Source organism: Pseudomonas sp. LM13, assembly GCF_041381355.1.
In the GTDB taxonomy this organism is placed as follows: Bacteria; Pseudomonadota; Gammaproteobacteria; order Pseudomonadales; family Pseudomonadaceae; genus Stutzerimonas; species Stutzerimonas frequens.
In genome coordinates this window covers 74,242-100,594 of sequence record NZ_JACBXH010000001.1, presented here as the reverse complement: position 1 = coordinate 100,594, position 26,353 = coordinate 74,242, and the positions used below count along the sequence as shown (strand labels likewise).

24 protein-coding genes and 1 pseudogene are annotated in these 26,353 nt (G+C 64.8%); 15 read left to right on the top strand and 10 right to left on the bottom strand.

Annotated elements, in window-relative coordinates; all coding sequences use genetic code 11:
- The first annotated feature begins 204 nt into the window (after positions 1-204).
- Positions 205-891 (top strand): c-type cytochrome, encoded by a 687-nt coding sequence (locus HZR81_RS00475; RefSeq protein WP_102838641.1) that lies wholly within the window; start codon positions 205-207, stop codon positions 889-891.
- On the opposite strand, the gene codA is transcribed toward HZR81_RS00475, so the two are convergent.
- Both codA and codB read right to left on the bottom strand, forming a co-directional pair.
- On the bottom strand, positions 885-2,120 hold the full coding sequence (gene codA, locus HZR81_RS00470; RefSeq protein ID WP_326428871.1) for a cytosine deaminase: 1,236 nt from the start codon (positions 2,118-2,120) through the stop codon (positions 885-887). The genes HZR81_RS00475 and codA overlap by 7 nt on opposite strands.
- Before the next feature lie 13 nt (positions 2,121-2,133).
- Positions 2,134-3,411 carry a cytosine permease gene (gene codB, locus HZR81_RS00465; protein WP_500127041.1) on the bottom strand — a complete coding sequence of 426 codons (1,278 nt, stop codon included), beginning with the start codon at positions 3,409-3,411 and terminating at the stop codon, positions 2,134-2,136.
- A 194-nt stretch (positions 3,412-3,605) separates the two neighbouring features.
- Here codB and HZR81_RS00460 point away from each other — a divergent pair.
- Positions 3,606-3,744 (top strand): annotated as a pseudogene (locus HZR81_RS00460) (ankyrin repeat domain-containing protein); the annotation flags it as partial.
- Positions 3,745-3,762: 18 nt separating this feature from the next.
- On the opposite strand, the gene cynS reads toward HZR81_RS00460, so the two are convergent.
- The 5 genes from cynS to phhA form a co-directional block, all read right to left on the bottom strand.
- Complete coding sequence (cynS, locus tag HZR81_RS00455) at positions 3,763-4,212, bottom strand: cyanase (RefSeq protein WP_003279998.1); 450 nt, start codon at positions 4,210-4,212, stop codon at positions 3,763-3,765.
- A gap of 83 nt (positions 4,213-4,295) precedes the next feature.
- Positions 4,296-5,057 (bottom strand): phytanoyl-CoA dioxygenase family protein, encoded by a 762-nt coding sequence (locus HZR81_RS00450; protein WP_500127040.1) that lies wholly within the window; start codon positions 5,055-5,057, stop codon positions 4,296-4,298.
- A gap of 203 nt (positions 5,058-5,260) precedes the next feature.
- A complete protein-coding gene (locus HZR81_RS00445) occupies positions 5,261-6,457 on the bottom strand; it encodes an amino acid aminotransferase (RefSeq protein ID WP_230357695.1) in 1,197 nt (398 codons plus the stop codon).
- Entirely contained in the window at positions 6,457-6,813 is a 357-nt protein-coding gene (locus HZR81_RS00440) for a 4a-hydroxytetrahydrobiopterin dehydratase (protein WP_500127039.1), read from the bottom strand. The genes HZR81_RS00445 and HZR81_RS00440 overlap by 1 nt, the downstream gene beginning before the upstream one ends.
- Positions 6,814-6,954: 141 nt before the next feature.
- Positions 6,955-7,740: a phenylalanine 4-monooxygenase gene (phhA, locus tag HZR81_RS00435; RefSeq protein WP_313486349.1), complete on the bottom strand. Its 786-nt coding sequence runs from the start codon at positions 7,738-7,740 to the stop codon at positions 6,955-6,957.
- A gap of 245 nt (positions 7,741-7,985) precedes the next feature.
- Between phhA and HZR81_RS00430 the strand changes: the two genes are divergently transcribed.
- A complete protein-coding gene (locus tag HZR81_RS00430) occupies positions 7,986-9,545 on the top strand; it encodes a sigma-54-dependent transcriptional regulator (protein WP_500127038.1) in 1,560 nt (519 codons plus the stop codon).
- A 25-nt stretch (positions 9,546-9,570) separates the two neighbouring features.
- Here HZR81_RS00430 and HZR81_RS00425 read toward each other — a convergent pair whose 3' ends face one another.
- Together HZR81_RS00425 and HZR81_RS00420 are read right to left on the bottom strand one after the other, a co-directional pair.
- Positions 9,571-10,947 (bottom strand): L-serine ammonia-lyase, encoded by a 1,377-nt coding sequence (locus HZR81_RS00425; protein WP_102838635.1) that lies wholly within the window; start codon positions 10,945-10,947, stop codon positions 9,571-9,573.
- A gap of 127 nt (positions 10,948-11,074) precedes the next feature.
- Positions 11,075-12,010, bottom strand: a complete 936-nt coding sequence (locus HZR81_RS00420) for an NAD(P)/FAD-dependent oxidoreductase (RefSeq protein ID WP_102839649.1) — start codon at positions 12,008-12,010, stop codon at positions 11,075-11,077.
- 477 nt (positions 12,011-12,487) lie between these two features.
- Here HZR81_RS00420 and HZR81_RS00415 point away from each other — a divergent pair, with 477 nt between their 5' ends.
- Positions 12,488-13,486 (top strand): TRAP transporter substrate-binding protein, encoded by a 999-nt coding sequence (locus tag HZR81_RS00415; RefSeq protein ID WP_500127037.1) that lies wholly within the window; start codon positions 12,488-12,490, stop codon positions 13,484-13,486.
- Here the strand turns inward: HZR81_RS00415 and HZR81_RS00410 are convergent.
- Positions 13,470-13,889 carry a DUF488 domain-containing protein gene (locus tag HZR81_RS00410; protein WP_500127036.1) on the bottom strand — a complete coding sequence of 140 codons (420 nt, stop codon included), beginning with the start codon at positions 13,887-13,889 and terminating at the stop codon, positions 13,470-13,472. The two genes, HZR81_RS00415 and HZR81_RS00410, sit on opposite strands and share 17 nt — an antisense overlap.
- A gap of 216 nt (positions 13,890-14,105) precedes the next feature.
- On the opposite strand from HZR81_RS00410, the gene HZR81_RS00405 reads away from it, so the two are divergent.
- From HZR81_RS00405 to HZR81_RS00355, 11 genes are all read left to right on the top strand, one after another.
- Positions 14,106-14,459 (top strand): hypothetical protein, encoded by a 354-nt coding sequence (locus HZR81_RS00405; RefSeq protein WP_152481733.1) that lies wholly within the window; start codon positions 14,106-14,108, stop codon positions 14,457-14,459.
- Positions 14,460-14,529: 70 nt separating this feature from the next.
- Positions 14,530-14,970, top strand: coding sequence for a CopD family copper resistance protein (locus HZR81_RS00400; protein WP_500127035.1), 441 nt, complete (start codon positions 14,530-14,532; stop codon positions 14,968-14,970).
- A gap of 168 nt (positions 14,971-15,138) precedes the next feature.
- Entirely contained in the window at positions 15,139-16,389 is a 1,251-nt protein-coding gene (locus HZR81_RS00395; RefSeq protein ID WP_500127034.1) for an acyl-CoA dehydrogenase family protein, read from the top strand.
- A 261-nt stretch (positions 16,390-16,650) separates the two neighbouring features.
- Positions 16,651-18,828: a transcriptional regulator NosR gene (gene nosR / locus HZR81_RS00390; protein ID WP_500127033.1), complete on the top strand. Its 2,178-nt coding sequence runs from the start codon at positions 16,651-16,653 to the stop codon at positions 18,826-18,828.
- Positions 18,829-18,895: 67 nt separating this feature from the next.
- Positions 18,896-20,809, top strand: a complete 1,914-nt coding sequence (gene nosZ, locus HZR81_RS00385; RefSeq protein WP_046621477.1) for a TAT-dependent nitrous-oxide reductase — start codon at positions 18,896-18,898, stop codon at positions 20,807-20,809.
- Between the two features lie 126 nt (positions 20,810-20,935).
- Positions 20,936-22,249 carry a nitrous oxide reductase family maturation protein NosD gene (locus HZR81_RS00380; RefSeq protein WP_125866975.1) on the top strand — a complete coding sequence of 438 codons (1,314 nt, stop codon included), beginning with the start codon at positions 20,936-20,938 and terminating at the stop codon, positions 22,247-22,249.
- Positions 22,246-23,172, top strand: a complete 927-nt coding sequence (locus tag HZR81_RS00375) for an ABC transporter ATP-binding protein (RefSeq protein ID WP_125866974.1) — start codon at positions 22,246-22,248, stop codon at positions 23,170-23,172. Before HZR81_RS00380 ends, HZR81_RS00375 begins: the two co-directional genes overlap by 4 nt.
- Positions 23,169-23,999 (top strand): ABC transporter permease, encoded by an 831-nt coding sequence (locus tag HZR81_RS00370; protein WP_279641561.1) that lies wholly within the window; start codon positions 23,169-23,171, stop codon positions 23,997-23,999. The genes HZR81_RS00375 and HZR81_RS00370 overlap by 4 nt, the downstream gene beginning before the upstream one ends.
- 28 nt (positions 24,000-24,027) lie before the next feature.
- Entirely contained in the window at positions 24,028-24,600 is a 573-nt protein-coding gene (locus HZR81_RS00365) for a nitrous oxide reductase accessory protein NosL (RefSeq protein WP_500127032.1), read from the top strand.
- A gap of 36 nt (positions 24,601-24,636) precedes the next feature.
- On the top strand, positions 24,637-24,819 hold the full coding sequence (tatA, locus tag HZR81_RS00360) for a twin-arginine translocase TatA/TatE family subunit (protein ID WP_014597691.1): 183 nt from the start codon (positions 24,637-24,639) through the stop codon (positions 24,817-24,819).
- Between the two features lie 318 nt (positions 24,820-25,137).
- Positions 25,138-26,328, top strand: coding sequence for an NnrS family protein (locus HZR81_RS00355; protein WP_500127031.1), 1,191 nt, complete (start codon positions 25,138-25,140; stop codon positions 26,326-26,328).
- Positions 26,329-26,353: the final 25 nt, after the last annotated feature.

Sequence of the window (26,353 nt, the reverse complement as noted above, 5' to 3'; positions counted from 1 at the left end):
GCATTTGGCCGATAAACCACTCATTACGGCGTCCATGTCCTATCGGATCATGGCCCTCTGGTGCGCTGTGATTTGTGTCACGAAAGTTCACGGTCTCGGTCGTCACGACCGCTTTCGTTGACCTGTGCCGGGGTCGGCGGGTGGTGGGTTGCCTATAGTCAAGCGCCCGCAAATACCCATCGGCTCAGTACGGATACTCCCCCAATGCGTAAGCTCGTTCTCGCTCTGCTTGCCTGCTTCGTTCCGCTCGCCCATGCCAGCGAGGAGGCCATCGAGCGCTTCAACCAAATCATTGCCGACGAGCAGCGGCGCGAGCAGGCCAGCCTGGCCGGCCAGGAGCGCGCGGTATTCTGCGCCTACTGCCACGGTGAAACCGGTAACAGCAAGCGCAAGCACATCCCCAATCTGGCTGGGCAGAATCCGCAGTACCTGTTTTATGCCTTCGAGAAGTTCGCCAGCGGCGAGCGGACCGACTTCGTCATGTCCAAGCTGGCTCAAAACCTGAGCATGGAGGAGCGGGTGAACATCGCAGTGTTCTTCAGCCAGCAGAAGGTCAATCCGCCCGAGGGCCCGGTGAATGCTGCGTTGCGCGGAAGCGGTGAGAAGATCTTCCAAACCACCTGCACCGGCTGCCACGGGGCTCATGCCGAAGGCATGGAGACCATGCCGCGCCTGGCCGGGCAGCCCGACGAATACATCCGCAAGGCGCTGACGCGTTTCCGCGAGAACGACCCGAGCCGCGCCGGCTCGGTAATGATTGGCGTCGCCGCGCAGCTTTCCGCGGCGGATGTGGAGGCGCTGGCGGCCTATCTGTCGCAGCTGAAGCTGACGCCTGCCGAGGAAATGGCCAACATCAACCGTCTGCGCAAGACCACCGCCGCCGCTCAGTAACGCTGGATCTGTGCCGGCGTGCGGCGCATCAGCACCTCACCGTTGCGCACCGAGAGCAGGGCATGGCCCTGGGTGCGCAGCATCTCGTAGTCGTCCGGCGCCGACAGCACCAGCAGGCTGGCCGGTCGCCCCACCTCCAGTCCGTAGCGCTCGCCCAAGTTCAGGGTGCGTGCGCTGTTGTCGGTGATCAGGTCCAGGCCGCGCTGCAAGTCCTCGTAGCCGAGCATGTGGCAGATATGCAGCCCCGCCTCGAGGATGCGCAGGATGTTGCCGTTGCCCAGCGGGTACCAGGGGTCGACGATGGAATCCTGGCCGAAGCAGACGTTCATCCCGGCGCGGTCGATCTCGGCCACGCGGGTCAGGCCGCGGCGCTTGGGGTAGGTGTCGAAGCGGCCCTGCAGGTGGATGCTCTCGGTCGGGCAGGAGACGAAGTTGATCTTCGACAGCTTGAGCAGGCGGAACAGCTTGGAGCAGTAGGCGTTGTCGTAGGAGCCCATTGCCGTGGTGTGGCTGGCGGTGACGCGCTCGCCCATCTCGCGCACGCGTGCCTCTTCGGCGAGCACTTCGAGAAAGCGCGACTGCGGGTCGTCGGTTTCGTCGCAGTGCACGTCCACCAGACAGCCACTGCGCTCGGCCAGGTCCATGAGGAACTTGATCGAGCTGACGCCCTGGTCGCGGGTGTTCTCGAAGTGCGGAATGCCGCCGACCACATCGGCGCCCATGGCGATCGCCTCGGTCATCAGCTCGCGACCGCCCTTGAACGACTCGATGCCCTCCTGCGGAAAGGCGACGATCTGCAGGTCGATCAGGTGACGGGTTTCCTCGCGCACCTCGAGCATGGATTTGAGCGCCGACAGCGTCGGGTCGGTAACGTCGACATGGGTGCGCACATGCTGGATGCCATGATCGACCAGCATGTCGATGGTTTTCTTCGCCCGCGCCTTGGTGTCTTCGTGCGTCACCAGCGCCTTGCGCTCGCCCCAGCGTTCGATGCCTTCGAACAGCGTGCCGCTCATGTTCCAGGCCGGCTCGCCGGCGGTAAGGGTGGCGTCCAGGTGGATGTGCGGTTCGATGAAGGGCGGCACCACCAGATTGCTGGCGGCGTCGATATCGCCCTCGCTGGCTTCGGCCGGCGCCTGCTGCGCGCTGATGGCGGCGATGCGCGCGCCGTCCAGTTCGATGCGGTACAGGCCGCTGCGGCCGCGCAGGCGGGCGTTGAGGATGTTCATGGTGACTCCTTGATCAGCGTGCGTCGGTTTGCGTCAGCACCGTGCGCGACAGGGCCAGGCGCTGACCCTCGTACAGCACAATATAGGCTGCGGCGGCCACCAGTATGCCGACGATGGGCGCCACCCAGGGCGAGAAATAGGCGCAGGCGGCGCCCAGCACATAGGCCGCCAGGCCCAGGCTGTTGTATTTCGGCAGGCGCGCCTCGGCCAGTTTCGGGTATTGCCCGCGATGGCGGTAGAAATAGTCCGCCATGATCACGCCGCCGATGGGCGGGATGATCGAGCCGAGCAGGATCAGGAAGGGGATCAGCAGTTCGTACATGCCGCCCAGCGCCAGCAGCGTGCCGACGAAGGCGCCGCCAAGGGTCACCAGTCGGCGGCGCTCGGTGCGCAGCAGGTTGCAGCCGGCCGCGGCGAAGTTGTAGATGGTGTTGTCCTGCGTGGTCCAGAGGTTGAGAAAGAGCATCACCACCGCGGCCATCGACAACCCCTGCAGCACCAGCACTTCGACGATGTCCGGCTGCTGGTAGACGATTGCTCCGTAGGCGCCGGCGATGATCATCAGGCCGTTGCCGATGAAGAAGCCGATCAAACTGGCCCATACCGCGACCTTGCTGCTGCGGGCGAAACGCGTCCAGTTGGTGGCCTGGGTCGCGCCGCTGACGAAGGTGCCGAAGATCATGGTGATGGCCATGCCGAGGGTCAGGGTGTCGCCCGGTTGCACGGCGAGCAGGCCGTCCAGCCCGCCAATGTCACGGGTGGCAGTCCACAGCGAGGCAATCAGCAGAATCAGCATCGCTGGCACCGCGATGCGCGAGAGCAGGTCGAGGCCCTGGTAGCCGACGAAGGCGGTCAGGCAGAAGCCGAAACCGAACAGCACCATCAACGGCAGCGTCCAGCTTTCCGGCAACGCCAGCAGGCGCACCAGGACGATGGCGATGGTCGCCGTGCCCCAGGCATACCATCCGATCTGGGTGAAGCCGAGCAGGAAATCGGACAGCCGGCTGCCGACCTCGCCGAAGCAGAAGCGCCCCATCAGCACCGAGTTCAGCCCGCTGCGGCAGGCGATCAGCCCGAGCGCGGCGGCGTAGGCGCCGAGCAGCAGGTTGCCGATGACCGCGGCCCAGAGCATGGTCTTGAAGTCGAAGGCCAGGCCGATCTTGCCGCCGGCGAACATGGTGGCGGTGAAGAAGGTGAAGCCGAACAGCAGGATGGAGGTGGACCACAGCCCCTTGCGCGCGCCGGCGGGCACTTCGCTGAGGGGGTAGTCGGTATCGACGGGCTGTTTCATGTTGGATGCTCCGCAAGGTGGATGCGGCAGCGGTGCAGATGCCATGCCATTGCTGACCGATCGGCCAACTCGGCGCGCGGCGCGATGACGCCTTCATCAAGGCTGGCTCGCGTTGGTGCAACGAGCTGGCTGCGCGCACCGGAATGGCGCCCTAGCGCGAGGCTCCCACAAGCGGAGCGACATTCTCTCCGTAGCTGGCCACCGAGTGCGATCCCGACCAGCGCAAGGAATTGCTACAGGCGCTGCGCGAGCGTGGTGCGGACCTGAACGCGGCGGGCTCCGCTGGGCAATAACGTGGAAAGCCTGGCGCGCGGGGAGGTCCGCACCTGCTGATGGGTTTGGCCCGGACCCTTAGTAGCTCTTGTAGGGCAGGAACTTGCCGGACAGCACCACGTTGACGCGATCGCCCTTGGGGTCGCTCTGGCGCTGGATATCCATGGAGAAGTCGATGGCGCTCATGATGCCGTCACCGAACTCCTCGTGGATCAGTTCCTTGATGGTGGTGCCGTAGACGTTGACCAGCTCGTACCAGCGGTAGATCAGCGGATCTGTCGGCACCGCAGTGGGCAGCGAGCCCTTGTAGGGGGCGATCTGCAGCCAGGCGACGGCCTCGTCGGAGAGCTCGAAGAGCTGCCCCAGGGTCTCGGCCTGGGCCTTGTCGAAGGCCATCTGACCGAGGCAACCGGCGGTGGTCCATTCCTTGGACATGCCGATGCTTTCGGCGACATGTGCCCACTTCAGGCCCTTGCGCACCTTGGCGGCGACGATCATCTGGGTGACCTGTTCACGACTGCTGATCATGGCGAATCCTCATCTGGGGAATACGAGTCAATGGCCGCGCGGGCGCGGCGGCCTCGGTCGATGCAGGTTCGGTGCCAGGGGATTCAGTCGTATTCGGCTGCTTCGTGCTCGCCGAGCAGGCGGCGCTGGCGCGGCGTGGCGGCAGTCAGCACCTCGGGATTGAAACTGAAGTGCAGGTAGGGCGAGAACTTCTGCGCCACCATGCGTCGGCCGTAGTGGATCTGCAGCAGGTAGCGGCTGCGCTCGGCGCTGCGGTTGCGGCTGCCCGCGTGCCAGAGGTCGCTGCGAAACAGCAGCACGTCGCCGGCCTTGCACAGCACGGGCTCGGCCGCGCGGCCGTGCCACTGGGTTTCGCCCGGCTGCGGTTTGCGCCCGGCGCGGTGGCTGCCGGGGATCACCAACGTCGGGCAGAGGTCGGCGTCGATGTCATCCAGATACAGGTGTGCGGTGCAGATCTGCATCGGCAGTTCGAAGGCGGGATCGGCCAGCAGGCTTTCCGGCAGCTCCATGGCCAGGTAGTCGGCATGCAGCTCGCCGCCAATAAAGCCCGGGCGGCTGCGCCAGGCGGTCTGGCCGATGATATGGCAGTCCGTCCCGAGTGCCGCCTCGGCCAGTCCGATCACCCCGGGCAGATCGAGAAAGCGCAGCCAGAACGGCGAGCGATTGAAGACGCACTTGTAGTGGTCGTCGACCAGGCCCTGGTAATCCCAGTGGATGGGTTCGAGGCCATCGATGGCTTCGCGCAGCGTCGCGATGCCCGCGGGATCGAGTACGGCAGGCAGCAGCACGAAGCCCTGCTGATGCAGGGCGGCGAGCTGTTGCCGAATGGTGACGGAGTCGGTCATGGCATCGGCCGGGTAGAGCGCCAGACTCCAGCATAGGCAGCTCGGCCGCGCGTTGAAAGCCGGTTGAAAGCTTGCGGCGCTACTGTGCCGGCGCTGCTGCGGCAGCCAGTCGCGTGGTCACGAGCCGCGCCTCTGCTCTCTCGCTCCGGCGCACCCGGCGGCGTCGCCAGAAGCGGCGTCACCGGCGCGCACCTTCACATCGTTCAGGCCTGCACCACCCGTGCAATGGCCCTGGCCAGATCGTCCAGGCGCTCGGCATCCAGCCCGGCGACGTTGGCGCGACCGCTTTCCACCAGATACACCGAATCTGCGGCGCGCAGCCGGCGTACCTGCTCGGCGGTCAGGCCGGTATAGGAGAACATCCCCCGCTGCCGGGCGATGTGGGAGAAGCGCTCGGCCAGCCCATAGGGCGTCAGCGCCTCGACCAGCCCCTGACGCAGGCTGGCGATGCGCCGGCGCATGCGCTCCACCTCGTCCTGCCAGATCTGCCGCAGCGGCTCATCGGCCAGGATCGTCGCCACCACCGCGGCGCCGTGGGCCGGTGGCGTCGACCAGAGGTTGCGGGCCAGCGACGCGAGCTGGCTGCGCACGTCGAGCAGACGCTCGGCATCGCTGGTGACGGCGATCAGCGCTCCGGTACGCTCGCGGTAGAGGCCGAAGTTCTTCGAGCAGGAACTGGTGATGAGCATCTCCGGCAGCGTTTCGGCGAACAGTCGAACTGCCCAGGCGTCCTCTTCCAGTCCGTCGCCGAAGCCCTGGTAGGCGAAGTCGAACAGCGGCAGCAATTCGCGTGCGCGCACCACGTCCAGTACCCGCAGCCAATCGTCGTGACTCAGGTCGAAGCCGGTGGGGTTGTGGCAGCAGGCGTGCAGCAGCACCACGTCGCCAGGCGGCACCTGTTGCAGCGTGGCGAGCATGCCGTCGACATCGAGGCGGTTGTCGGCGCCGACGTAGGGGTAGTGCTGCACGCGCAGGCCGGCGGCGGCGAACAGGGTTTCGTGGATCGGCCAGGTGGGATCGCTCAGCCAGATGCTGCGCCCGGGCAGGCATTTGGCGATGAACTCGCCGGCCAGGCGCAGCGCGCCGGTGCCGCCCGGCGCCTGGGTGCAGCCGGCACGCTGCTCGCCGAGGGCAATGGCGCGGCTGCCGAGCACCTGACGCAGCAAGAGGGCACCGAACTGGGCGTCGCCGTGGCCGCCGATGTAGCTCTTGGTCTGCTCACTGTCCACCAGGCGCTGCTCGGCCAGCTTCACCGCGCGCGGGATCGGCGTCAGGCCCTGGGCGTCCTTGTAGACGCCGACACCCAGGTCGAGCTTGGCCGGGTTGGTGTCGGCGCGATACAGGTCCATCAGGCCGAGGATCGGGTCGCCGGGCACGCGGGGAATCTGGCCGAAGTGCATTACTTGCGGCCCTCCGCGCTGGCGGCGAGCTGGTCGGTGCGGGCGGCCATGATGAAGTCGTTGCGGTGCAGGCCGCGCATCTCGTGGCTCCACCAGGTGACGGTGACCTTGCCCCACTCGGTGAGCAGGGCGGGATGGTGGCCGACTTCCTCGGCGATGGCGCCGACTGCGTTGGTAAAGGCCAGGGCGTGGCGGAAGTTGCGGAACAGGAAGACACGCTCCAGCTCCATGTGGTCGCCGCGCACTTCGATGTTCCAGTCGGGGATTTCGCGGATCAGCTCGGCCAGTTCTTCATCGGACACTTTGGGTGCATCGGCGCGGCAGGCTTCGCATTGGGTTTGGGCGAGGGCGGTCATGGTGTAGGTCCCTTTCTTGATGATCGAAGTCGTTTTTGAAGGTTGAAGCTTAGGCAAGTGGTGGGCTGAAGCCCACCCTACAGAACAGATGGCGCCCGTAGGGTAGGTTTCAGCCCACCACGAGTATCGAACAGCGCCGGATCACGCCGCCTTCGGCGGAAACTTCGGCTGGTGCAGGCCCAGGCGCATGGCCTCGCGCACCATGGCCATGATGTCCTGCTGGGCCAGATCGAACAGCTGCTTGAGATCCGGCAGGACGAAATACAGCGGCTGCAGGATGTCGATGCGGTAAGGCGTGCGCATGGCTTCCATGGCGTCGAACGGCTGCCGCTCAGGCTCGGCGGACAGGCTGTAGAGCGTTTCCTTCGGCGAGGAAAGGATGCCGCCGCCATAGATGCGCCGGCCGGCGGGCGTATCCACTAGGCCGAACTCGACGGTCATCCAGTACAGGCGGGCAAGGAACACCCGCTCCTCCTTGCTGGCCTCGAGGCCGAGCTGGCCGTAGGTGTGGGTGAATTCGGCGAACCAGGGGTTGGTCAGCAGCGGGCAGTGACCGAAGATCTCGTGGAAGATGTCCGGCTCCTGCAGGTAGTCCAGCTCTTCCGGGGTGCGGATAAAGGTCGCGACGGGAAAACGCTTGCTCGCCAGCAGTTCGAAAAAGCGCTGGAAGGGGATCAGCGCCGGTACGCGCTCCACTTGCCATCCCGTGGTGGCGGCCAGCACGCGATTGATCTCGCCGAGCTGCGGGATGCGCTCGTGGGGCAGGGCGAGCTGCTCGAGGCCGTCGAGGTACTCGTCGCAGGCGCGCCCGTCGAGCAGTTTCAGCTGACGCTCGACCAGCGTCTGCCACACCGCGTGCTCGGCGTCGGGGTAATGAATATGCCCCTGCGCGTCCGGTTCGCGGGCTACGTAGTGGGTGGTCTTCATCGCTTCTCCTGGGCCGCTTGGGCATCTTGTTGTTGCCCTCATTCGAACGCGAAGGCGTGCCGCGGGGGAGAGGCGCTGTGGCGCAATGTCGCATGTGCACGATGTTAGGCTGTAAGAAATCCATGACAGGTAGGTCGGCAGCCGGATCGGCGGCGTTGCCAATCGAGCAAACTGTCAAATAATCTTGACGATAATTTGCGCTGCACTGCAGCGCCGGCCCCACAACAAAACAACAGGGCTCCGCCATGCGTATCAAGATTCTCTGCCAGAACCGCGTCGGCATCCTGCGCGACATGCTCAACCTGCTGGTGGACTACGGCATCAACGTGGCCCGCGGCGAGGTAGGCGGCGAGCAGGGCAATGCCGTCTACCTGCACTGCCCCAACCTGATGAACCTGCAGTTGCAGGCGCTGCGGCCGAAGATCGAGGCGCTGCCCGGCGTGTTCGAGCTGCGCAAGGTCAGCCTGATGCCCAGCGAGCGGCACTTCCTGGAGCTCAATGCACTGCTCGGCGCGCTGGAATTCCCGGTCCTTTCCATCGACATGAGCGGTGCCATCGTTGCCGCCAACCGTGCCGCTGCGCAGCTGCTTGGCGTGCGCGTCGACGAGGTCCCGGGCATGAGCCTGTCGCGCTACGCCGAGGACTTCGACCTGCCGGAACTGGTGCGCGCCAACAAGGCGCGGATCAACGGGCTGCGGGTGAAGATCAAGGGCGATGTGTTCCTCGCCGACATCGCCCCGCTGCAATCCGAACACGACGACAGCGAGGCGCTGGCCGGCGCGGTGCTGACCCTGCATCGCGCCGACCGGGTCGGTGAACGCATCTACCAGGTGCGCAAGCAGGAGCTGCGAGGCTTCGACAGCATCTTCCAGAGCTCGAAAGTGATGGCCGCGGTGGTGCGCGAGGCACGGCGCATGGCACCGCTGGATGCGCCGCTGCTGATCGAGGGCGAGACCGGCACCGGCAAGGAACTGCTGGCGCGCGCCTGTCACCTGTCGAGCCCGCGTGGGCAGTCACCCTTCATGGCGCTCAACTGCGCCGGCCTGCCGGAGTCGATGGCCGAGACCGAGCTGTTCGGTTACGGCCCCGGCGCCTTCGAAGGCGCGCGGCCGGAAGGCAAGCTCGGCCTGCTGGAGCTGACCGCAGGCGGTACGCTGTTTCTCGATGGCGTCGGCGAGATGAGCCCGCGGCTGCAGGCCAAGCTGCTGCGCTTCCTGCAGGACGGCGGCTTCCGTCGGGTCGGCAGCGATGAGGAGGTCTATCTCGATGTGCGGGTGATCTGCGCGACCCAGCTCGATCTGTCCGAACTCTGCGCCAAGGGTGAATTTCGCCAGGATCTCTATCACCGGCTCAACGTGTTGTCGCTGCACATTCCGCCGCTGCGCGATTGCCTCGACGGCCTGCAGCCGCTGGCGCTGCACTTCATCGACCAGGCCAGCCGGCAGATCGGCTGTGCGCTGCCGACGCTCTCGCCGCAGGCGCTGGAGCGGCTGGCCGGCTATCACTGGCCGGGCAACGTGCGGCAGCTGGAGAACACCCTGTTCCAGGCGGTTTCGCTGTGCGAGGGCGGCACCATCAAGCCCGAGCACATCCGCCTGCCGGGCTACGGTGCGGCGCAGCCGCTGGGCGATTTCTCCCTGGAGGGTGATCTGGCGAGCATCGTCGGGCGCTTCGAGAAGGCCGTGCTGGAGGGCTTGTACAAGCAGTTCCCGAGCAGCCGCCAGCTGGGCAAGCGGCTCGGCGTGTCGCACACCACCATCGCCAACAAACTGCGCGAGCATGGGGTGGGCAAGTCGGAAAACTGAACGCAGGGCGGAGGAGCGCTCCGGTTCAGCACTCGATGATGTTCACCGCCAATCCGCCGCGAGCGGTTTCCTTGTATTTGCTTTTCATGTCGGCGCCGGTCTGGCGCATGGTGCGGATCACCTTGTCCAGCGAGACGAAGTGCCGACCATCACCACGCAAGGCCATGCGCGCCGCGTTGATCGCCTTCACCGCGCCCATGGCGTTGCGTTCGATGCAGGGCACCTGGACCAGCCCGCCGATCGGATCGCAGGTCAGCCCGAGGTTGTGCTCCATGCCGATCTCGGCGGCGTTCTCGACCTGCTGCGGGGTGCCGCCGAGCACTTCGCACAGCGCGCCGGCGCCCATGGAGCAGGCCACGCCCACCTCGCCCTGGCAGCCGACTTCGGCCCCGGAAATCGAGGCGTTCTCCTTGTAGAGGATTCCGATCGCAGCGGCGGTGAGCAGGAAGCGCACCACGCCGTCCTCGTCTGCGCCCGGGACGAAGCGCATGTAGTAATGCAGCAGCGCCGGAATGATGCCTGCCGCGCCATTGGTCGGCGCGGTGACCACGCGGCCGCCGCTGGCATTCTCCTCGTTGACCGCCAGCGCATAGAGGTCGACCCAGTCGAGGACATTGAGCGCGTCGCGCAGGTTGGCCTCGGGATGCTCGCTGAGCTGGCGGTAAAGCCCGGCAGCGCGGCGGCGCACCTTGAGCCCGCCGGGCATCACGCCTTCGGTGCGGCAACCGGCATCGACGCAATCCTGCATGACCTGCCAGATGCGCAGCAGTCCGTCGCGGGTCTCTGCTTCCGGCCGCCAGGCGGCTTCGTTGGCCAGCATCAGCTGGCTGATGCTCATGTCTTGCGCGGCACAGTGATCGAGCAGTTCAGCCGCGCTGTGAAAGGGGTACGCCAGCGCGGTGGCATCCTCGACGATGCGGTCGCTGCCGGCGGCCTGCTCGTCGACGACGAAGCCGCCGCCCACCGAGTAGTACTCGCGGCTGCGCAGCTGCAGACCGGCGGCGTCGAAGGCGCGGAACACCATGCCGTTGGGATGGAACGGCAGCGGCCTGCGAATGAAGGCGAGCTGAGCCTTGCTGTCGAAGGGAATAGGATGCCGGCCGAGCAGCTGCAGTTCGCCACGCTCGCGGATCGTCGCGAGGCGGGCCGGGATGCTGTCGGTATCCACCGATTCGGGCTGCTCGCCCTCCAGTCCGAGCAGCACGGCCCTGTCACTGCCGTGGCCCTTGCCGGTAGCGCCGAGCGAGCCGTACAGCTCGACCCTGAGGCTGGCAGTGGCGGCCAGCAGTTCGTCGCGCTGCAACCCGTCGGCGAAGCGCCATGCGGCGCGCATGGGGCCGACGGTGTGCGAGCTGGACGGGCCGATGCCGATCTTGAACAGGTCGAAGACGCTGAGGGACATGGGGTGCTCCGAGGCAGGGCTTGTATCAGCCTAGACCGTTCCGCGGTCAACAAGGTTGATCGCGATCGGTCTGGCTCGCTGCTCATCGGCAGGCGTTTGTGCCCGCTGGCGATGACCGTTGCGCCGCTCACCGCGAGCCGCCCCAGGGGTTGGCCTCCAGGCTGTTGTGCACGGCGGTCGCGGCCTGGGCAGCCTGGCCGATGGCGACACTGATCTGCTTCAGCCCCGGGGTTACGTCGCCGATCGCGTAGAGGCCGCGCAGCGAGGTCTGCAGGTGCGCGTCTACCTGCAGGGCGCCGCATTCGTCGCAGTCGATGCCGAGCTGGATGGCGAGCTCGGAGCGAAAGCGGGCGCCCAGGCTGGGATAGATGATGTCGAAGTGATGTCGCTCGCCGCGGCAGGTCAGCAGCTCGATACCGGTTTCGCAGGGATGCAGCGATTCGACGCGGTCGCCGATCACCTGGATGGCGTAGTGCTCGGCGAGCGCGATGGCCTGGTCACAGGCATCCTGCTCGCCATGCACGACCACGGTGACCCGGTCGGTGAAGGTGCGCAGGAAGACCGCATGGGAAATGGCATTCTCCGCTTCGCCGTAGACCGCGACGTTATCGCCATCCACTTCGTAGCCATCGCATATCGCACAGAGCCTCAGCTTGCCATCGGCGATGGCGTCTTCGGCACCCGGCATGTCCGGCAAGGTGTCTTCGATACCGGTGGCAAGAATGATGCGCCGTGCCGTGCAGGTGGTCGCGCCGAAGCGAACACTGAAACCCTCGGCACCGGGTTCGATATGTTCGACGCGGCCATGTTCGAGCCGTGCACCATAACCGCTGGCCTGTTCACGCAGTCTGGCCAGCAGGTCGTTGCCGGAGATACCCGGCGGAAAGCCCGGATAGTTGCGCGAGCGTGGGATCCAGGACGCCCGGCTCGAACCGGCATCCACCACCAGGCAGCTGCGGCGAAAACGCGCCAGGTACAGCGCGGCGGTCAGTCCGGCAGGGCCGCCGCCGACGATCAGGCAGTCGTAGCCGACGGCAGTGGGCGCGGGGGGTGTGCTGGTCATGGCAAAGGGCGTCGAGGTCTGGGACATGTCTGTTATGAAGAGCAACCAGGTCGCGAAGTTCGCCGGAATCGATGGCCGGCCACGGCGAGGGCTGAAATGCAGTGAGGGCAGATCCGACAAAAACCAGCGCCGATCGTGTCAGTGGCTTGCATGGTGCGGTGCGATATGGCTGCGAAACGTCGTTCTCCCGTAGCGATCTAGCGTGAAACAGTTGGCAAAAGGACCTCGCATGATGGCGTCGTGCTTGTAGCGCTCTGGCGGATGCCGAACACTTCGCATCGCTGCCGCAGGCGACAGAGGGCGTTTGCGATGCAGTCGATTCCAATAAAGGTAGCCGTCGGCGAACAGCGCCGGAATGAGCTGCCCCTCCGCTCGATGGGGCTGGTGCACGCGCACCGCTTTGTGTCCCGAACACATCATGGAACGACCCGGCGGTGCTCACGAGGCGCCGGCCGGGCACTTGCATTTGGGGGTTACATGTTCAGGTCTTGCTTGGCTGCACTGGGTGCGGCGTTGTTCCTAATGGCCGCGCCGGCGATGGCCGCCGAAGAGGGTCCGATTGTCATCAAGTTCGCCCACGTGGTAGCGGACGACACGCCGAAGGGCAAAGGGGCGCTGCTGCTCAAGCAGTTGGTCGAGGAGCGCATGGCGGGCAAGATCAAGGTCGAGGTCTATCCGAACTCGACCCTGGTCGGGGACGCCGAAGAGATGCAAGCGCTGTTCGACAACAAGGTGCAGCTGCTGGCGCCGTCGATGTCCAAGTTCGCGCCGTACACCAAGAAACTGCAGGTGTTCGACCTGCCGTTCCTGTTCGATGACGCCGAGGCACTGCAGCGCTTCCAGAAGCGTGAAGCCGCACGCCAGTTGCTGCACTCGATGGCCGAGCACGGGGTGTACGGGCTTGCCTATTGGAACAACGGCTTGAAGCAGCTATCGGCTACCGTACCTCTGCGCAAGCCGAGCGATGCCGCAGGGCTGAAGTTTCGTATTCAGCCGTCGCCGGTGCTGGAGGCGCAGTTCGCCTCGGTTGGTGCCCAGTCCGTCGTGCTGCCTTTCGCCAAAGTCTATGAGTCGCTCAAGGGCGGTGTCGTGCAGGGCGCGGAGAACCCCTGGTCGAACATCCTCAGCCAGAACATGCACAGTGTTCAGCCCTATATCACCGAGAGCAACCATGGCGTGCTCGACTACATGCTGATCACCAACAACGAGTTCTGGCTGAGCATGCCGTTCGCCGTGCGTTCGGAGCTGGAGGGGATCATTCTCGAGGTGACCCAGGCGGTGAACCGCGAGGCTGCTGCGGTCAATCGCCGTGATCGCGACCGGATCCTTGCCAGCGGCAGCAGCCAGCTGATCACCCTGACGCCGGACGAGCGTCAGGCCTGGCGCGAGCAGATGTTGCCGGTGTGGAAGTCCTACGAAGCGGATATCGGTGCCGACCTGATCCGCGCCGCCATGACGGTCAACCGTCGTCGTTGATCGTTCCGCCCAGCTCCCCGGCCAGGCAGGCCGGCGAGCTGGGGCGCCCCAGCCGCTGCATTTCATCCTCCAGCCATTCGGCCAACACCTGGGCATTGTTCTGCTGTTCGTCTCGTGCGGCGTAGAGCAGCGTCAATGGGCCGCGTTCGGCCATCGCCAGCAGCGGCCACCAGTGCTCGGGGCGGGCCGCCAGCTCCTTCTGGTAACGCCGACGGAACTCCGCATAGTCGAGCGTGCCGCCCTTGAAAGCCTGGCGTAGCGCGGTCGAAGGCGCGACGTCTGGCAGCCATGCCGCCAGCGCCAGGCGGTCCTTGCGACAGCCCCGGGGCCAAAGCCGGTCGACCAGCACACGTTGGCCATCGGTCTCGCTTGCTGGCTCATATACGCGTCTGCAGCGAATCATCGGGAAGGGTCTCCGCAGCCTGATCCGTCAAGCATAGGTAAAAAATACGGATTGCTCAGGGTATAAAAAACTCTTGTGTAGGTTTTTAGGACCTAAATCTTTCGGGTTAAAAATACCCGAAACGCTTTATCTCTTTGATTTTATAGGCATTAAATGTCGGCACGCTTCGTGTAGAGAAGATGGGGTGGCAAAACCTATATCCGACAGGAGCGTGACATGAGAAAGGTAATGGTAGTGGTGGCGACCGTGGTAGTTCTGGGCAGCAGCCTGGTCAGGGCGGACGAGATTCTCGAAGTGCATCAGGACCGTGCCGTTGGTGGTGGTTTCGGTGGGCTCAGCGGTTTCATGCTCGGGGCGGCGGCGGGCGGCCCGATCGGTGCGCTGGTTGGCGGCGGCGTCGGTTACCTGCTGGGGCAGGGCGCACAGCAGGCGGCGGGGCTGGAGCAAACGCGCTATGTGGTCCGGCGTGAGGACGGCAGCGTCGCCCGCATCCGTACCTCCGATGACCGCTTCCTGCGCGGACAGCATATCGAGCGCGACGGCAGTCGGATCACCGCCTCGGCAGAATGATCGCCGGCGGGTAGTGCGTGGCGCGCTGTTTGCGGGATGATCGGGGCTGACATCGCCAGAGGAGGCACAGATGAGTTATTCCGTTCTGCACGTGGTGCACCTGCTGGCCGCGATCTTCTTCATCGGTACGCTGTTCTTTGAAGTGATGATTCTCGGCCGTATCCGCGAGCAGATCGGCGAGCAGACCATGCCGCTGGTCGAGCGCGCCGTCGGTGTGCGTTCGCGGGTGGTGCTGCACTGGGTCGTGCTGTTCGTCTACGGCGCGGGCATCGGCCTGGGCTGGTATCACCGCGAAGCGCTGGCCGACCCGCTGGCCAGCAGCTTCGCCACCTTGCTGACGCTGAAGATTGTGCTGGCGATCGGCGTGTTCTTCACCTTCGGCCTGGTCGCCATCCTGCTGCGCAAGGGGCGCATGACGCCGGCCCGCTATCGGGCGATCCACTGGGCCATCTTTGTGCAGATGATCGGCATCGTGCTGTTGGCCAAGGGCATGTTCTACGTGCATTGGTGAGGCTGCGCTGCATACCCAGTTTCGTCGGTTGCGGTGATGACCACGGTCAATTCTGTTGAGGCTTCGTTGCATGTTTATCGGGCCTGATTCAGTCATCGCAGCCTCGTTGCTTTAGCGGCTGCGGGAACTAAGGTGGCTGCATCGTTTCCCGATCAGCAGAGGTTGCCCATGGAATTCGCCTACAGCCCACGTGTCGAGGCGCTGCGTCAGCAACTGCGCGCCTTCATGGACCAGTACATCGTGCCGCGAATAGGCGCCTGGCATGCCGAGGTTGCGGTCGGACAGTATCCCGTCTCCTTCATGGACGACCTCAAGGCGCTGGCGCGTTCGGAAGGGCTGTGGAACCTGTTCCTGCCGTCGCTCGGCGAAGACGAGCCGGGGATGGGCCTGAGCAATCTCGAGTACGCGCCGCTGGCGGAGATCATGGGGCGCGTGCACTGGGCCTCCGAGGTGTTCAACTGCAACGCGCCGGATACCGGCAACATGGAGCTGCTGCACATGTTCGCCACGCCCGAGCAGCGCGAGCGCTGGCTCAAGCCGCTATTGGAGGGCGAGATCCGCTCGGCCTTCGCCATGACCGAGCCGGACGTGCCGTCCTCCGATGCAACCAACATCCAGACGCTGATTCGCCGCGACGGCGACGACTACGTGATCAACGGCCGCAAGTGGTTCATCACCAACGCCTCGCATCCCAACTGCAAGCTGCTGATCGTCATGGGCAAGACCGACCCGGACGCCGAGACCCATCAGCAGCAGAGCATGATCCTGGTGCCGTTCGACACGCCCGGTGTCGAGCTGGTGCGCAACATTCCGGTGATGAACCACATCGCCCCGGAAGGCCACAGTGAACTGCTGCTGCGCAACGTGCGGGTGCCGGCGAGCAACCTGCTGGGCAGGGAAGGAGACGGTTTCATGATGGCCCAGGCGCGTCTGGGGCCAGGGCGCATCCACCACTGCATGCGCTCGATCGGCATGGCCGAGCTGGCCCTGGAGCTGATGGTCGAGCGCTGCCAGGAACGCAAGGCGTTCGGCAAGTACCTGCAGCAGTATTCCAATGTCGCCGACTGGATCGCCGAGTCGCGCATCGAGATCGAGCAGGCGCGGCTGCTGGTACTCAAGACCGCCTGGATGATCGACGAGGTCGGCGCCAAGGCGGCGCGCAAGGAAATCTCGATGATCAAGGCGCTGGTGCCGCGCATGCACATCAACGTGGTCGACCGCGCGATCCAGGTCTACGGCGCCATGGGCCTGACCCCGGACACGCCGCTGGCCGATATGTGGACCGGCGGCCGCGCCCTGCGCTTCGCCGATGGCCCGGATCAGGTGCATCTGCGCAGCATCGCGAAAATGGAAATCAAGGCCAGTGAAGCCAGCCGCGGTGCCACGGCGGCTTATCTCACCCCGCCTGGTCGTCACTGATCGTGACTGCTGCTGGCCGCGCGACGCCACTGCGCGCGGCCTATCTCCCTTCTCGTGTATGCTCCGTCCTGGTGCGCTAGCTTGCGTCTCTCTCCTACTGGCCTAGGCTAGTTATAACAACGTCTTTGTTCACGGTCATGGTGTTCTTTGACATGGGACAACGAAAACAGTCGCCGGGGGAGTCCTTGATTGCAATCAAGGGGAGGGATGTAGACGCTCACCTACCATCCGCTTACGCCAACCGTACAAGCAGGTAATTCGATGGCTTCCCGTGAAATCTGGTCGCTGGCCGGTACGTTCAGTACCTGGGTCAAGGGCTTTTTCATTCTGCTGATCCTGAGCCTCTGCGCGTTGCCGCTACAGGCCAGGGAATACGAAGCCGAGCAGCAGCGTCTCGACAAGTTCTTCCCCGGCGCAAGCGTCTCTGCAGCCGAGGGCGACTACCAGGTCCGCACGATCACCAAGGGCGACGAGATCCTTGGCTATGCCTTCCAGTCCATCAACGTGGTGGACATCCCCGCCTATTCCGGCAAACCCATCAACATGCAGGTGCTGCTCGACCCTAAGGGCGTGATCGTCGATGCCTACGTGCTCGAGCACCATGAACCGATCCTGCTGATCGGCATCCCCGAAGAAGAGCTGCACGCCTTCAATGCCAAGTACCAGGGTATCCACGTTGACCAGCGCGTGGTTGTCGGCCGTTCGCGGGACGAGAATGCGGTCACCATCGATGCGGTCACTGGTGCCACCGTCACGGTGATGGTGGTCAACGAGATCGTCATGCGCGCGGCGCATGACGTCGCGGTGTCGCTGGGGCTGGTGGAGAGCAAGGCGGGCGTCGCGCAGAAACCGGCCACCGTCCGCGCGGATTATTACGAGCCGGCAACCTGGAGCGACCTGACCGGCAACGGCGCGATCCGTCGGCTGCACCTGACCAAGGGCGAGATCGACGAGGCGTTCAAGGGCACCGAGGGCGAAGGCATCGACGAGGCGGCGGCAGATGAGGTGCAGGACACCTTCATCGACCTCTACGCCACGCATCTGAACCCGCCGACCATCGGCCGCGCGCTGCTCGGCGATGCGCACTACCGCACGCTGATGGACGAGCTCAAGCCAGGCGAGCACGCCATCGCGGTGATGGGCAGCGGCGAATACTCGTTCAAGGGCTCGGGCTATGTGCGCGGCGGCATTTTCGATCGGGTCCAGTTGCGCCAGTTCGGCAATGTCATCAGCTTCCGCGACATGGACTTCCAGCGGCTGGACGACGTCTATGCCGAAGGCATGCCCGACTTCAGGGAAATGGCGATCTTCATCGTCCGCGAGCATGCGGCGTTCGATCCCGGTTCACCCTGGACGCTGGAGCTGCTGGTGCGCCGCCAGACCGGCCCGATCAGCGGCATGTTCACCAGCTTCGAGCTGCCCTACCAGATGCCCGAGCAGTACATCGAGCGTCCGCAGCCGACCGCCGAGGAGCTGGCCGCCATCGAAGAGGCCAACCGGCCGATGTGGGTCAACATCTGGTACCAGAAGTCATTCCAGATTGGCGTGATCCTCGCGGCGCTGGGCCTGCTGACGGTCATCCTGTTCCTGCAGGACAAGTTCACTCAGCGGCCGCGGTTCCTGCACTGGCTGCGTCGCGGCTACCTGGTGTTCACCGTGGTGTTCATCGGTTGGTACGCGCTGGGGCAGCTGTCGGTGGTCAACGTGCTGACCTTCGTCCACGCGCTGTTCCAGGATTTCCGCTGGAAGCTGTTCCTCTCCGATCCGGTGATCTTCATCATCTGGACCTTCACCGCCGCCAGCATTCTGCTCTGGGGCCGTGGCGTGTTCTGCGGCTGGCTGTGCCCGTTCGGTGCGCTGCAGGAGCTGATCAACGAGGCGGCACGCAAGCTGAAGGTTCCGCAGTACGAGCTGCCCTTCGCGGTGCACGAGCGGCTCTGGGCGATCAAGTACATCGTCCTGCTGGTGCTGTTCGGGCTCTCGCTCGAGTCGATGATGATGGCCGAGAAGGCCGCCGAGGTTGAGCCGTTCAAGACCGCCATCACCCTCAAGTTCGACCGCCAGTGGTGGTTCGTCGCCTACGCGGTGTTCCTGCTGGTCATCAACATCTTCACACGCAAGGTGTACTGCCGCTACGTCTGCCCGCTGGGTGCGGCGCTGTCGATCAGCAGCAAGGTCCGCCTGTTCGACTGGCTCAAGCGGCGCCCGGAATGCGGCAGCCCCTGCCAGCTGTGCGCCAAGGAATGCGAGATCCAGGCCATCCATCCGGATGGGCACATCAACCACAACGAGTGCCATTACTGCCTGGACTGCCAGATGACTTATCACAACGAAAACAAGTGCCCGCCGCTGATCCTGAAGAACAAGCGCGCCAAGCGCGGCAAGAAGGCACCGGCCGACCCGTCGCTGATTCCCGTAGTGCAAGTAGTGGAACCCTGAGTCATCGCCGCAGGCGAAGTACTCGATCGATGTGTTTGAAGCAGATGTCCCAAAGGAGCGAAACCCCATGAGTGACAAGAGCAAGAACAATCCCGAGGTGCTGGAGAAGGGCGGCATGAGCCGTCGTGGCTTCCTCGGCGCCAGCGCGGTTACCGGCGCAGCCGTTGCGGCCACCGCCTTCGGTGGCGCAGTGATGAGCCGCGAGTCCTGGGCCGCAGCGGTCAAGGAAGCGCGGCAGAACATCTACGTCGCGCCAGGCGAACTGGACGACTACTACGGCTTCTGGAGCGGCGGCCACCAGGGCGAAGTGCGCGTGATGGGCGTCCCGTCGATGCGCGAACTGATGCGCATCCCGGTGTTCAACGTCGACTCCGCCACCGGCTGGGGCCTGACCAACGAAAGCCGCGCGATCATGGGCGACAGCGCCAAGTTCCTCAACGGCGACTGCCACCACCCGCACATCTCCATGACCGACGGCAAGTACGACGGCAAGTACCTGTTCATCAACGACAAGGCCAACACCCGCGTCGCTCGTATCCGCCTGGATATCATGAAGTGCGACAAGATGATCACCGTGCCGAACTGCCAGGCCATCCACGGCCTGCGTCTGCAGAAGGTGCCGCACACCAAGTACGTGTTCGCCAACGCCGAATTCGTCATCCCGCACCCGAACGACGGCAAGGTCTTCGATCTGCAGGATGAAAACAGCTACACCATGTACAACGTCATCGACGCCGAAAAGATGGAGATGGCCTTCCAGATCATCGTCGACGGCAACCTCGACAACACCGACGCCGACTACACCGGCCGCTTCACCGCTGCCACCTGCTACAACTCGGAAAAGGCCTACGACCTCGGCGGCATGATGCGCAACGAGCGCGACTGGGTCGTGGTATTCGATATCGAGGCGGCGGAGAAGGCGGTCAAGGCCGGCAAGTTCATCACCCTTGGCGACTCCAAGGTGCCGGTGCTCGACGGCCGCAAGAAGGCCGAGAAGGACAGCCAGTTCACCCGCTATATCCCGGTGCCGAAGAACCCGCACGGCCTGAACACCTCTTCCGATGGCAAGTACTTCATCGCCAACGGCAAGCTCTCGCCGACCGTGTCGATGATCGAAATCGCCAAACTGCCTGACCTGTTCGCCGACAAACTGGCCGATCCGCGTGACACCATCGCCGCCGAAGTGGAACTGGGCCTCGGCCCGCTGCACACCACCTTCGACGGTCGCGGCAACGCCTACACCACCGTGTTTATCGACAGCCAAGTGGTCAAGTGGAACATGGCCGATGCGGTTCGCGCCTACAAGGGCGAGAAGGTCAACTACATCAAGCAGAAGCTCGACGTGCACTACCAGCCGGGCCACATCCATGCCTCGCTCTGCGAAACCAGCGAAGCCGATGGCAAGTGGCTGGTCGCGCTGTGCAAGTTCGGCAAGGACCGCTTCCTGCCGACCGGCCCGCTGCACCCGGAAAACGACCAGCTGATCGACATCTCCGGTGAGGAAATGAAGCTGGTGCATGACGGCCCGACCTATGCCGAGCCGCACGACTGCATCATGGCCCGTCGCGACCAGATCAAGCCGAAGAAGCTCTGGGACCGCAACGATCCGTTCTTCGCGCCGACCGTGGAAAGGGCGAAGAAGGATGGCATCAACCTGGAGACCGACAACAAGGTCATCCGCGACGGCAACAAGGTGCGCGTGTACATGACCTCCATGGCGCCGGCGTTCGGGGTGCAGGAGTTCACCGTCAAGCAGGGCGACGAAGTCACCGTGACCATCACCAACATCGACCAGATCGAAGACGTGTCCCACGGTTTCGTCATGGTCAATCACGGTGCGAGCATGGAGATCAGCCCGCAACAGACCTCTTCCATCACCTTCATCGCTGACAAGCCGGGGCTGCACTGGTACTACTGCAGCTGGTTCTGCCACGCGCTGCACATGGAAATGGTCGGCCGCATGATGGTCGAGCCCGCGTAAGCGGCTCCAGCCATCGCCCGTTTGCGGTCGGGCGATGGCGTCGCAATCCGCGAAGGGTTTCGGCATGCCGCCGCGACCCTTCCGGCAACCGCCGTTCGCCTGCAAGCTGAAGAAGGTCAAAACGCAGTGTTCAAAGCTCAGGCTGGTTTTTTCTCGCGATACCCCACAGCAGTCATGCTGCTGCTTTTATTCGGCGGAGCGGCTCAGGCGGCACCGCAGTCGATCACCACCCTGCCGCTGCAGCCCGACGGTGAGAACCGCTGGCGCCTGCCTGCCGGGGAATATCAGGGGCAGTTCACCATCGAGCAACCCATGCAGCTGCGTTGCGAGCCGGGTGCGACCATCCAGTCGCAAGGGCAGGGCAGCAGCCTGCTCATCAGCGCGCCCGACGTGCTCGTCGACGGCTGCACGCTGCGCGACTGGGGCTCCGACCTCACGGCCATGGATTCGGCGGTGTTCGTCCTGCCAGCCGCGCCGCGGGCCCTGATCCAGAACAACCGTATGCAGGGGCCGGGCTTCGGCGTGTTCGTCGATGGCGCCGCCAACGTGCAGGTGATCGGCAACGAGATCGTCGGCGAGGTGGGCATTCGCTCGCAGGACCGCGGCAACGGCATTCACCTGTTCGCGGTGAACGGTGCACGCATCGTCGGCAATCGGGTACGTGACGTCCGCGATGGCATCTACATCGACACCTCCAACGGCAACCACCTGGAGGCCAACGTCCTCGAGGATCTGCGCTATGGCGTGCATTACATGTTCGCCAACGACAACAGCGTGATCGACAACGTCACCCGCCGTACCCGCACCGGTTACGCGCTGATGCAGAGCCGCAAGCTGATCGTCACGGGCAACCGCTCCGAGCAGGATCAGAACTACGGCATCCTGATGAACTACATCACCTATTCGACTATCACCGGCAACTTCGTCAGCGACGTGCAGCGTGGCGATACCGGTGGTGACAGCATGATCAGCGGCGGCGAGGGCAAGGCGCTGTTCATCTACAACTCGCTGTTCAACACCATCGAGAACAACCACTTCGAGAAGAGCTCGCTGGGCATCCACCTGACCGCCGGCTCCGAAGACAACCGCATTTCCGGCAACGCCTTCGTCGGCAACCAGCAGCAGGTCAAATACGTGGCGACCCGCACCCAGGAATGGTCGGTGGACGGCCGTGGCAACTACTGGAGCGATTACCTGGGCTGGGACCGCAATGACGACGGGCTGGGCGATGTCGCCTACGAACCCAACGACAACGTCGACCGCCTGCTCTGGCTCTACCCGCAGGTGCGCCTGCTGATGAACAGCCCGAGCATCGAAGTGCTGCGCTGGGTGCAGCGGGCCTTCCCGGTGGTCAAGTCGCCGGGCGTGCAGGACAGCCATCCGCTGATGAAGCTGCCGACTGAAGAACTCCTAACCGAAAAGCAGGAACCAACGTCATGAATGCCGTCGAGATCCAGGGCGTAAGCCAGCGTTACGGCAGTATGACCGTGCTGCACGATCTGAACCTGAACCTCGGTGAGGGCGAGGTGCTCGGGCTGTTCGGCCATAACGGCGCCGGCAAGACCACCAGCATGAAGCTGATTCTCGGCCTGCTCGCGCCGAGCGAGGGCCAGGTGAAAGTCCTCGGCCGCGCGCCGAACGATCCGCAGGTGCGCCGTCAGCTCGGCTATCTGCCGGAGAACGTCACCTTCTATCCGCAGTTGAGCGGCCGCGAAACCCTGCGCCATTTCGCTCGCCTGAAGGGCGCAGCCCTGAGCCAGGTAGGCGAGCTGCTCGAGCAGGTCGGCCTGGCCCATGCCGCCGACCGCCGGGTGAAGACCTATTCCAAGGGCATGCGCCAGCGCCTCGGCCTGGCCCAGGCGCTGCTCGGCGAACCGCGCCTGCTGCTGCTCGACGAGCCGACCGTGGGCCTCGATCCGATCGCCACGCAGGATCTCTACCAGCTGATCGACCGCCTGCGTCAGCGTGGCACCAGCATCATCCTCTGCTCCCACGTACTGCCGGGCGTCGAGGCGCACATCAACCGCGCGGCGATCCTCGCCAAGGGTCGCTTGCAGGCGGTCGGCAGCCTGTCGCAACTGCGTGCCGAGGCCGGGCTGCCGGTGCGCATCCGCGCCAGCGGCATCAGCGAGCGCGACAGTTGGCTGCAGCGCTGGACCGATGCCGGGCACAGCGCCCGTGGCCTCAGCGAAACGAGTCTGGAAGTGGTTGCGATCAATGGCCACAAGCTGGTGCTGCTGCGCCAGCTGCTCGGCGAGAGCGAGCCGGAGGACATCGAGATCCACCAGCCGTCGCTGGAAGACCTCTACCGCTATTACATGGAGCGCGCCGGTGACGTACGCGCCCAGGAGGGTCGCCCATGAACCAGGTCTGGAACATCGCCCGCAAGGAACTCAGCGACGGCCTGCGCAACCGCTGGCTGCTCGCCATCAGCCTGCTCTTCGCCGTGCTTGCGGTGGGCATCGCCTGGCTCGGCGCTGCGGCGTCCGGCCAGCTCGGCTTCACCTCGATTCCGGCGACCATCGCCAGCCTGGCCAGTCTGGCCACCTTTCTGATGCCGCTGATCGCGTTGCTGCTTGCCTATGACGCCATCGTCGGCGAGGACGAGGGCGGCACGCTGATGCTGCTGCTGACCTATCCGTTGGGGCGCGGGCAGATCCTGCTCGGCAAGTTCGTCGGTCACGGGCTGATCCTCGCCCTGGCGGTGCTGATCGGCTTCGGCTGCGCGGCGCTGGCCATCGCCGTGCTGGTCGAAGGCGTCGAGCTCGGCATGCTGTTCTGGGCGTTCGGCCGCTTCATGATCTCCTCGACGCTGCTCGGCTGGGTGTTCCTCGCCTTCGCCTACGTGCTCAGCGGCAAGGTCAATGAGAAGTCCAGCGCCGCCGGGCTGGCGCTCGGGGTGTGGTTTCTCTTCGTGCTGGTGTTCGATCTGGTCTTGCTTGCGCTGCTGGTGCTCAGCGAAGGCAAGTTCAACCCGGAACTGCTGCCCTGGCTGCTGCTGCTAAACCCCACCGACATCTACCGCCTGATCAATCTGTCCGGCTTCGAGGGCAGCGGCAGCGCCATGGGCGTGCTCTCGCTCGGTGCCGACCTGCCGGTGCCGGGCGCGGTGCTCTGGCTCTGTTTGCTGGCCTGGGTCGGCGTTTCGCTGTTGCTGGCCTACGGCATCTTCCGCCGTCGGCTGGCCTGAATTCATGAATCAAAAAGGAAATCCCTCTATGAACGCACCGCATCGCATCGGCGCCGGAACCTTCCTCGCTCTGCTGCTTGCTGTCGGCCTGGCCGGCTGCGGCGAGAAGGAAGAGGTCGAGCAGGCGCTGGACCCGGTGGCCTTCCACGACAGCGACGAATGCCATGTCTGCGGCATGATCATCAGCGACTTCCCCGGGCCCAAGGGCCAGGCGGTGGAGAAGGGTGGGGTGAAGAAGTTCTGTTCCACCGCCGAGATGCTCGGCTGGTGGTTGCAGCCGGAAAACCGCCTGCTCGACGCCAAGCTGTACGTGCACGACATGGGCCGCAGCGTTTGGGAAAAACCGGATGACAGTCACCTGATCGACGCAACCAGCGCCTACTATGTGGTCGGCACGTCGCTCAAGGGGGCCATGGGGGCATCGTTGGCGACCTTCGCCGACGAGCAGGCGGCCAAGCGTCTGGCCGAGGAACACGGTGGCCGCGTGCTGCGTTTCGATCAGATCGATCAGGCGCTGCTGCAGGAGGCGGCGAGCATGCAGCATGGCGGCATGCACGAGCACATGCCGGCCGATCGACACAATGCACACGCGGGTCACTGAGCCGCGATCAATTCCGCTACATCCGAGGTAAGCACAATGATGGGTATCAGCGTCTGGCAACTTCTGATCATTCTTCTGATCGTCGTCATGCTGTTCGGCACCAAGCGCCTGCGCGGTCTGGGCTCCGACCTGGGCAGCGCGATCAGCGGTTTTCGCAAGTCGGTGAGCGACGGTGAAACGACCGCGAGCAGTGAGACGGTGAAGCAGGAACTCAAGTAAGCGTCTGCCTTCCTGCGGCGCCGGTCCACCCGGTCGCCGATCCGAGACCTGCCGGCGCGCCTGTCCGCGCTTGCAGGTCAGCTTCGCTTTCCCGCGCGGCCGCATGGCCGCCTTGCACCGCAATGGTGCATCTTCGAGCCGGTCTTCGGCGCCGCATGTCACTTTTCCGCCGCCTCGGAAAAAAGCTGATCGCAATCAAGTCTGCCGAGCGCTCCTACCCTGTAGAAAGTAACCCTGGCTCCCGCTTTCTGGAGCGCTCATCTGCCCGTTGCGCCCACGACTGTGCGCTACGGGACATGGCAATACTGGAGGCCTTCCGTGCAAGTTATCGACCGGCGAAAAGCCCTGAGTATCCCGCCTATCTGGCGGCTCGCGTTTCGCCCCTTCTTTCTCGCCGGCAGCGTCTATGCGCTGCTGGCAATTCCGCTCTGGGTCGCCGCCTGGACCGGGCTCTGGCCGGGCTTTCAGCCCACCGGCGGCTGGCTCGCCTGGCACCGTCACGAAATGCTGTTCGGCTTCGCCATGGCGATCGTCGCCGGCTTCCTGCTGACCGCGGTACAGACCTGGACCGGGCAGACCGCGCCCTCCGGCAACCGTCTGATGGGACTGGCGCTGCTCTGGCTGGCGGCACGCCTGGGCTGGTTGTTCGGCCTGCCCGCCGAGTGGCTGGCGCCGCTGGACCTGCTGTTCCTGCTGGCCCTGGCCTGGATGATGGCGCAGATGCTCTGGGCGGTACGGCAGAAGCGCAACTACCCGATCGTGGTGGTGCTGAGCCTGATGCTCGGTGCCGACCTGCTGGTGCTGAGCGGCCTGCTGCAAGGCAGCGATGCCCTGCAGCGCCAGGGCGTGCTGGCCGGCCTCTGGCTGGTGGCCGCATTGATGGCGCTGATCGGCGGGCGGGTGATTCCGTTCTTCACCCAGCGCGGGCTGGGCAAGGTCGAGGCGCTCAAGCCCTGGGTATGGCTGGATGTCGCCCTGCTGGTGGGCACCGGTGTGATCGCCCTGTTGCATGCAGTCGGCATCGCCATGCAGCCGCACCCTGTGCTGGGCCTGTTGTTCGCGGCTATCGGCGCCGGCCATCTGCTGCGTCTGGCGCGCTGGTATGACAAGGGCATCTGGAAGGTCGGCCTGCTCTGGTCGTTGCACCTGGCGATGCTCTGGCTGGTGGTCGCGGCGTTCGGCCTGGCGCTCTGGCATTTCGGTCTGCTGGCGCAGTCCAGCCCGTCGCTGCATGCCCTGAGCGTCGGCTCGATGAGTGGCTTGATCCTGGCCATGATCGCCCGGGTGACCCTCGGCCACACCGGTCGGCCGCTGCAGTTGCCGGCGGGCATCGTCGGGGCCTTCGTGCTGTTCAACCTCGGTACGGCAGCGCGGGTATTCCTCTCGGTCATCTGGCCGGTCGCCGGGCTGTGGCTGGCGGCGGCCTGCTGGGCATTGGCCTTCGCACTCTACGTCTGGCGCTACGCGCCGATGCTGGTCGCGCCCCGTGTGGATGGACACCCGGGCTAACAGCGCAAGTCGCAATCGGCAGGTG

Bases quoted from the DNA above. Each gene is read 5' to 3' on its own strand.
- HZR81_RS00475 (WP_102838641.1), top strand. From the start codon at position 205: ATGCGTAAGCTCGTTCTCGCTCTGCTTGCCTGCTTCGTTCCGCTCGCC.
- codA (WP_326428871.1), bottom strand. From the start codon at position 2,120: ATGAACATCCTCAACGCCCGCCTGCGCGGCCGCAGCGGCCTGTACCGC.
- codB (WP_500127041.1), bottom strand. From the start codon at position 3,411: ATGAAACAGCCCGTCGATACCGACTACCCCCTCAGCGAAGTGCCCGCC.
- cynS (WP_003279998.1), bottom strand. From the start codon at position 4,212: ATGATCAGCAGTCGTGAACAGGTCACCCAGATGATCGTCGCCGCCAAG.
- HZR81_RS00450 (WP_500127040.1), bottom strand. From the start codon at position 5,057: ATGACCGACTCCGTCACCATTCGGCAACAGCTCGCCGCCCTGCATCAG.
- HZR81_RS00445 (WP_230357695.1), bottom strand. From the start codon at position 6,457: ATGCACTTCGGCCAGATTCCCCGCGTGCCCGGCGACCCGATCCTCGGC.
- HZR81_RS00440 (WP_500127039.1), bottom strand. From the start codon at position 6,813: ATGACCGCCCTCGCCCAAACCCAATGCGAAGCCTGCCGCGCCGATGCA.
- phhA (WP_313486349.1), bottom strand. From the start codon at position 7,740: ATGAAGACCACCCACTACGTAGCCCGCGAACCGGACGCGCAGGGGCAT.
- HZR81_RS00430 (WP_500127038.1), top strand. From the start codon at position 7,986: ATGCGTATCAAGATTCTCTGCCAGAACCGCGTCGGCATCCTGCGCGAC.
- HZR81_RS00425 (WP_102838635.1), bottom strand. From the start codon at position 10,947: ATGTCCCTCAGCGTCTTCGACCTGTTCAAGATCGGCATCGGCCCGTCC.
- HZR81_RS00420 (WP_102839649.1), bottom strand. From the start codon at position 12,010: ATGACCAGCACACCCCCCGCGCCCACTGCCGTCGGCTACGACTGCCTG.
- HZR81_RS00415 (WP_500127037.1), top strand. From the start codon at position 12,488: ATGTTCAGGTCTTGCTTGGCTGCACTGGGTGCGGCGTTGTTCCTAATG.
- HZR81_RS00410 (WP_500127036.1), bottom strand. From the start codon at position 13,889: ATGATTCGCTGCAGACGCGTATATGAGCCAGCAAGCGAGACCGATGGC.
- HZR81_RS00405 (WP_152481733.1), top strand. From the start codon at position 14,106: ATGAGAAAGGTAATGGTAGTGGTGGCGACCGTGGTAGTTCTGGGCAGC.
- HZR81_RS00400 (WP_500127035.1), top strand. From the start codon at position 14,530: ATGAGTTATTCCGTTCTGCACGTGGTGCACCTGCTGGCCGCGATCTTC.
- HZR81_RS00395 (WP_500127034.1), top strand. From the start codon at position 15,139: ATGGAATTCGCCTACAGCCCACGTGTCGAGGCGCTGCGTCAGCAACTG.
- nosR (WP_500127033.1), top strand. From the start codon at position 16,651: ATGGCTTCCCGTGAAATCTGGTCGCTGGCCGGTACGTTCAGTACCTGG.
- nosZ (WP_046621477.1), top strand. From the start codon at position 18,896: ATGAGTGACAAGAGCAAGAACAATCCCGAGGTGCTGGAGAAGGGCGGC.
- HZR81_RS00375 (WP_125866974.1), top strand. From the start codon at position 22,246: ATGAATGCCGTCGAGATCCAGGGCGTAAGCCAGCGTTACGGCAGTATG.
- HZR81_RS00370 (WP_279641561.1), top strand. From the start codon at position 23,169: ATGAACCAGGTCTGGAACATCGCCCGCAAGGAACTCAGCGACGGCCTG.
- HZR81_RS00365 (WP_500127032.1), top strand. From the start codon at position 24,028: ATGAACGCACCGCATCGCATCGGCGCCGGAACCTTCCTCGCTCTGCTG.
- tatA (WP_014597691.1), top strand. From the start codon at position 24,637: ATGATGGGTATCAGCGTCTGGCAACTTCTGATCATTCTTCTGATCGTC.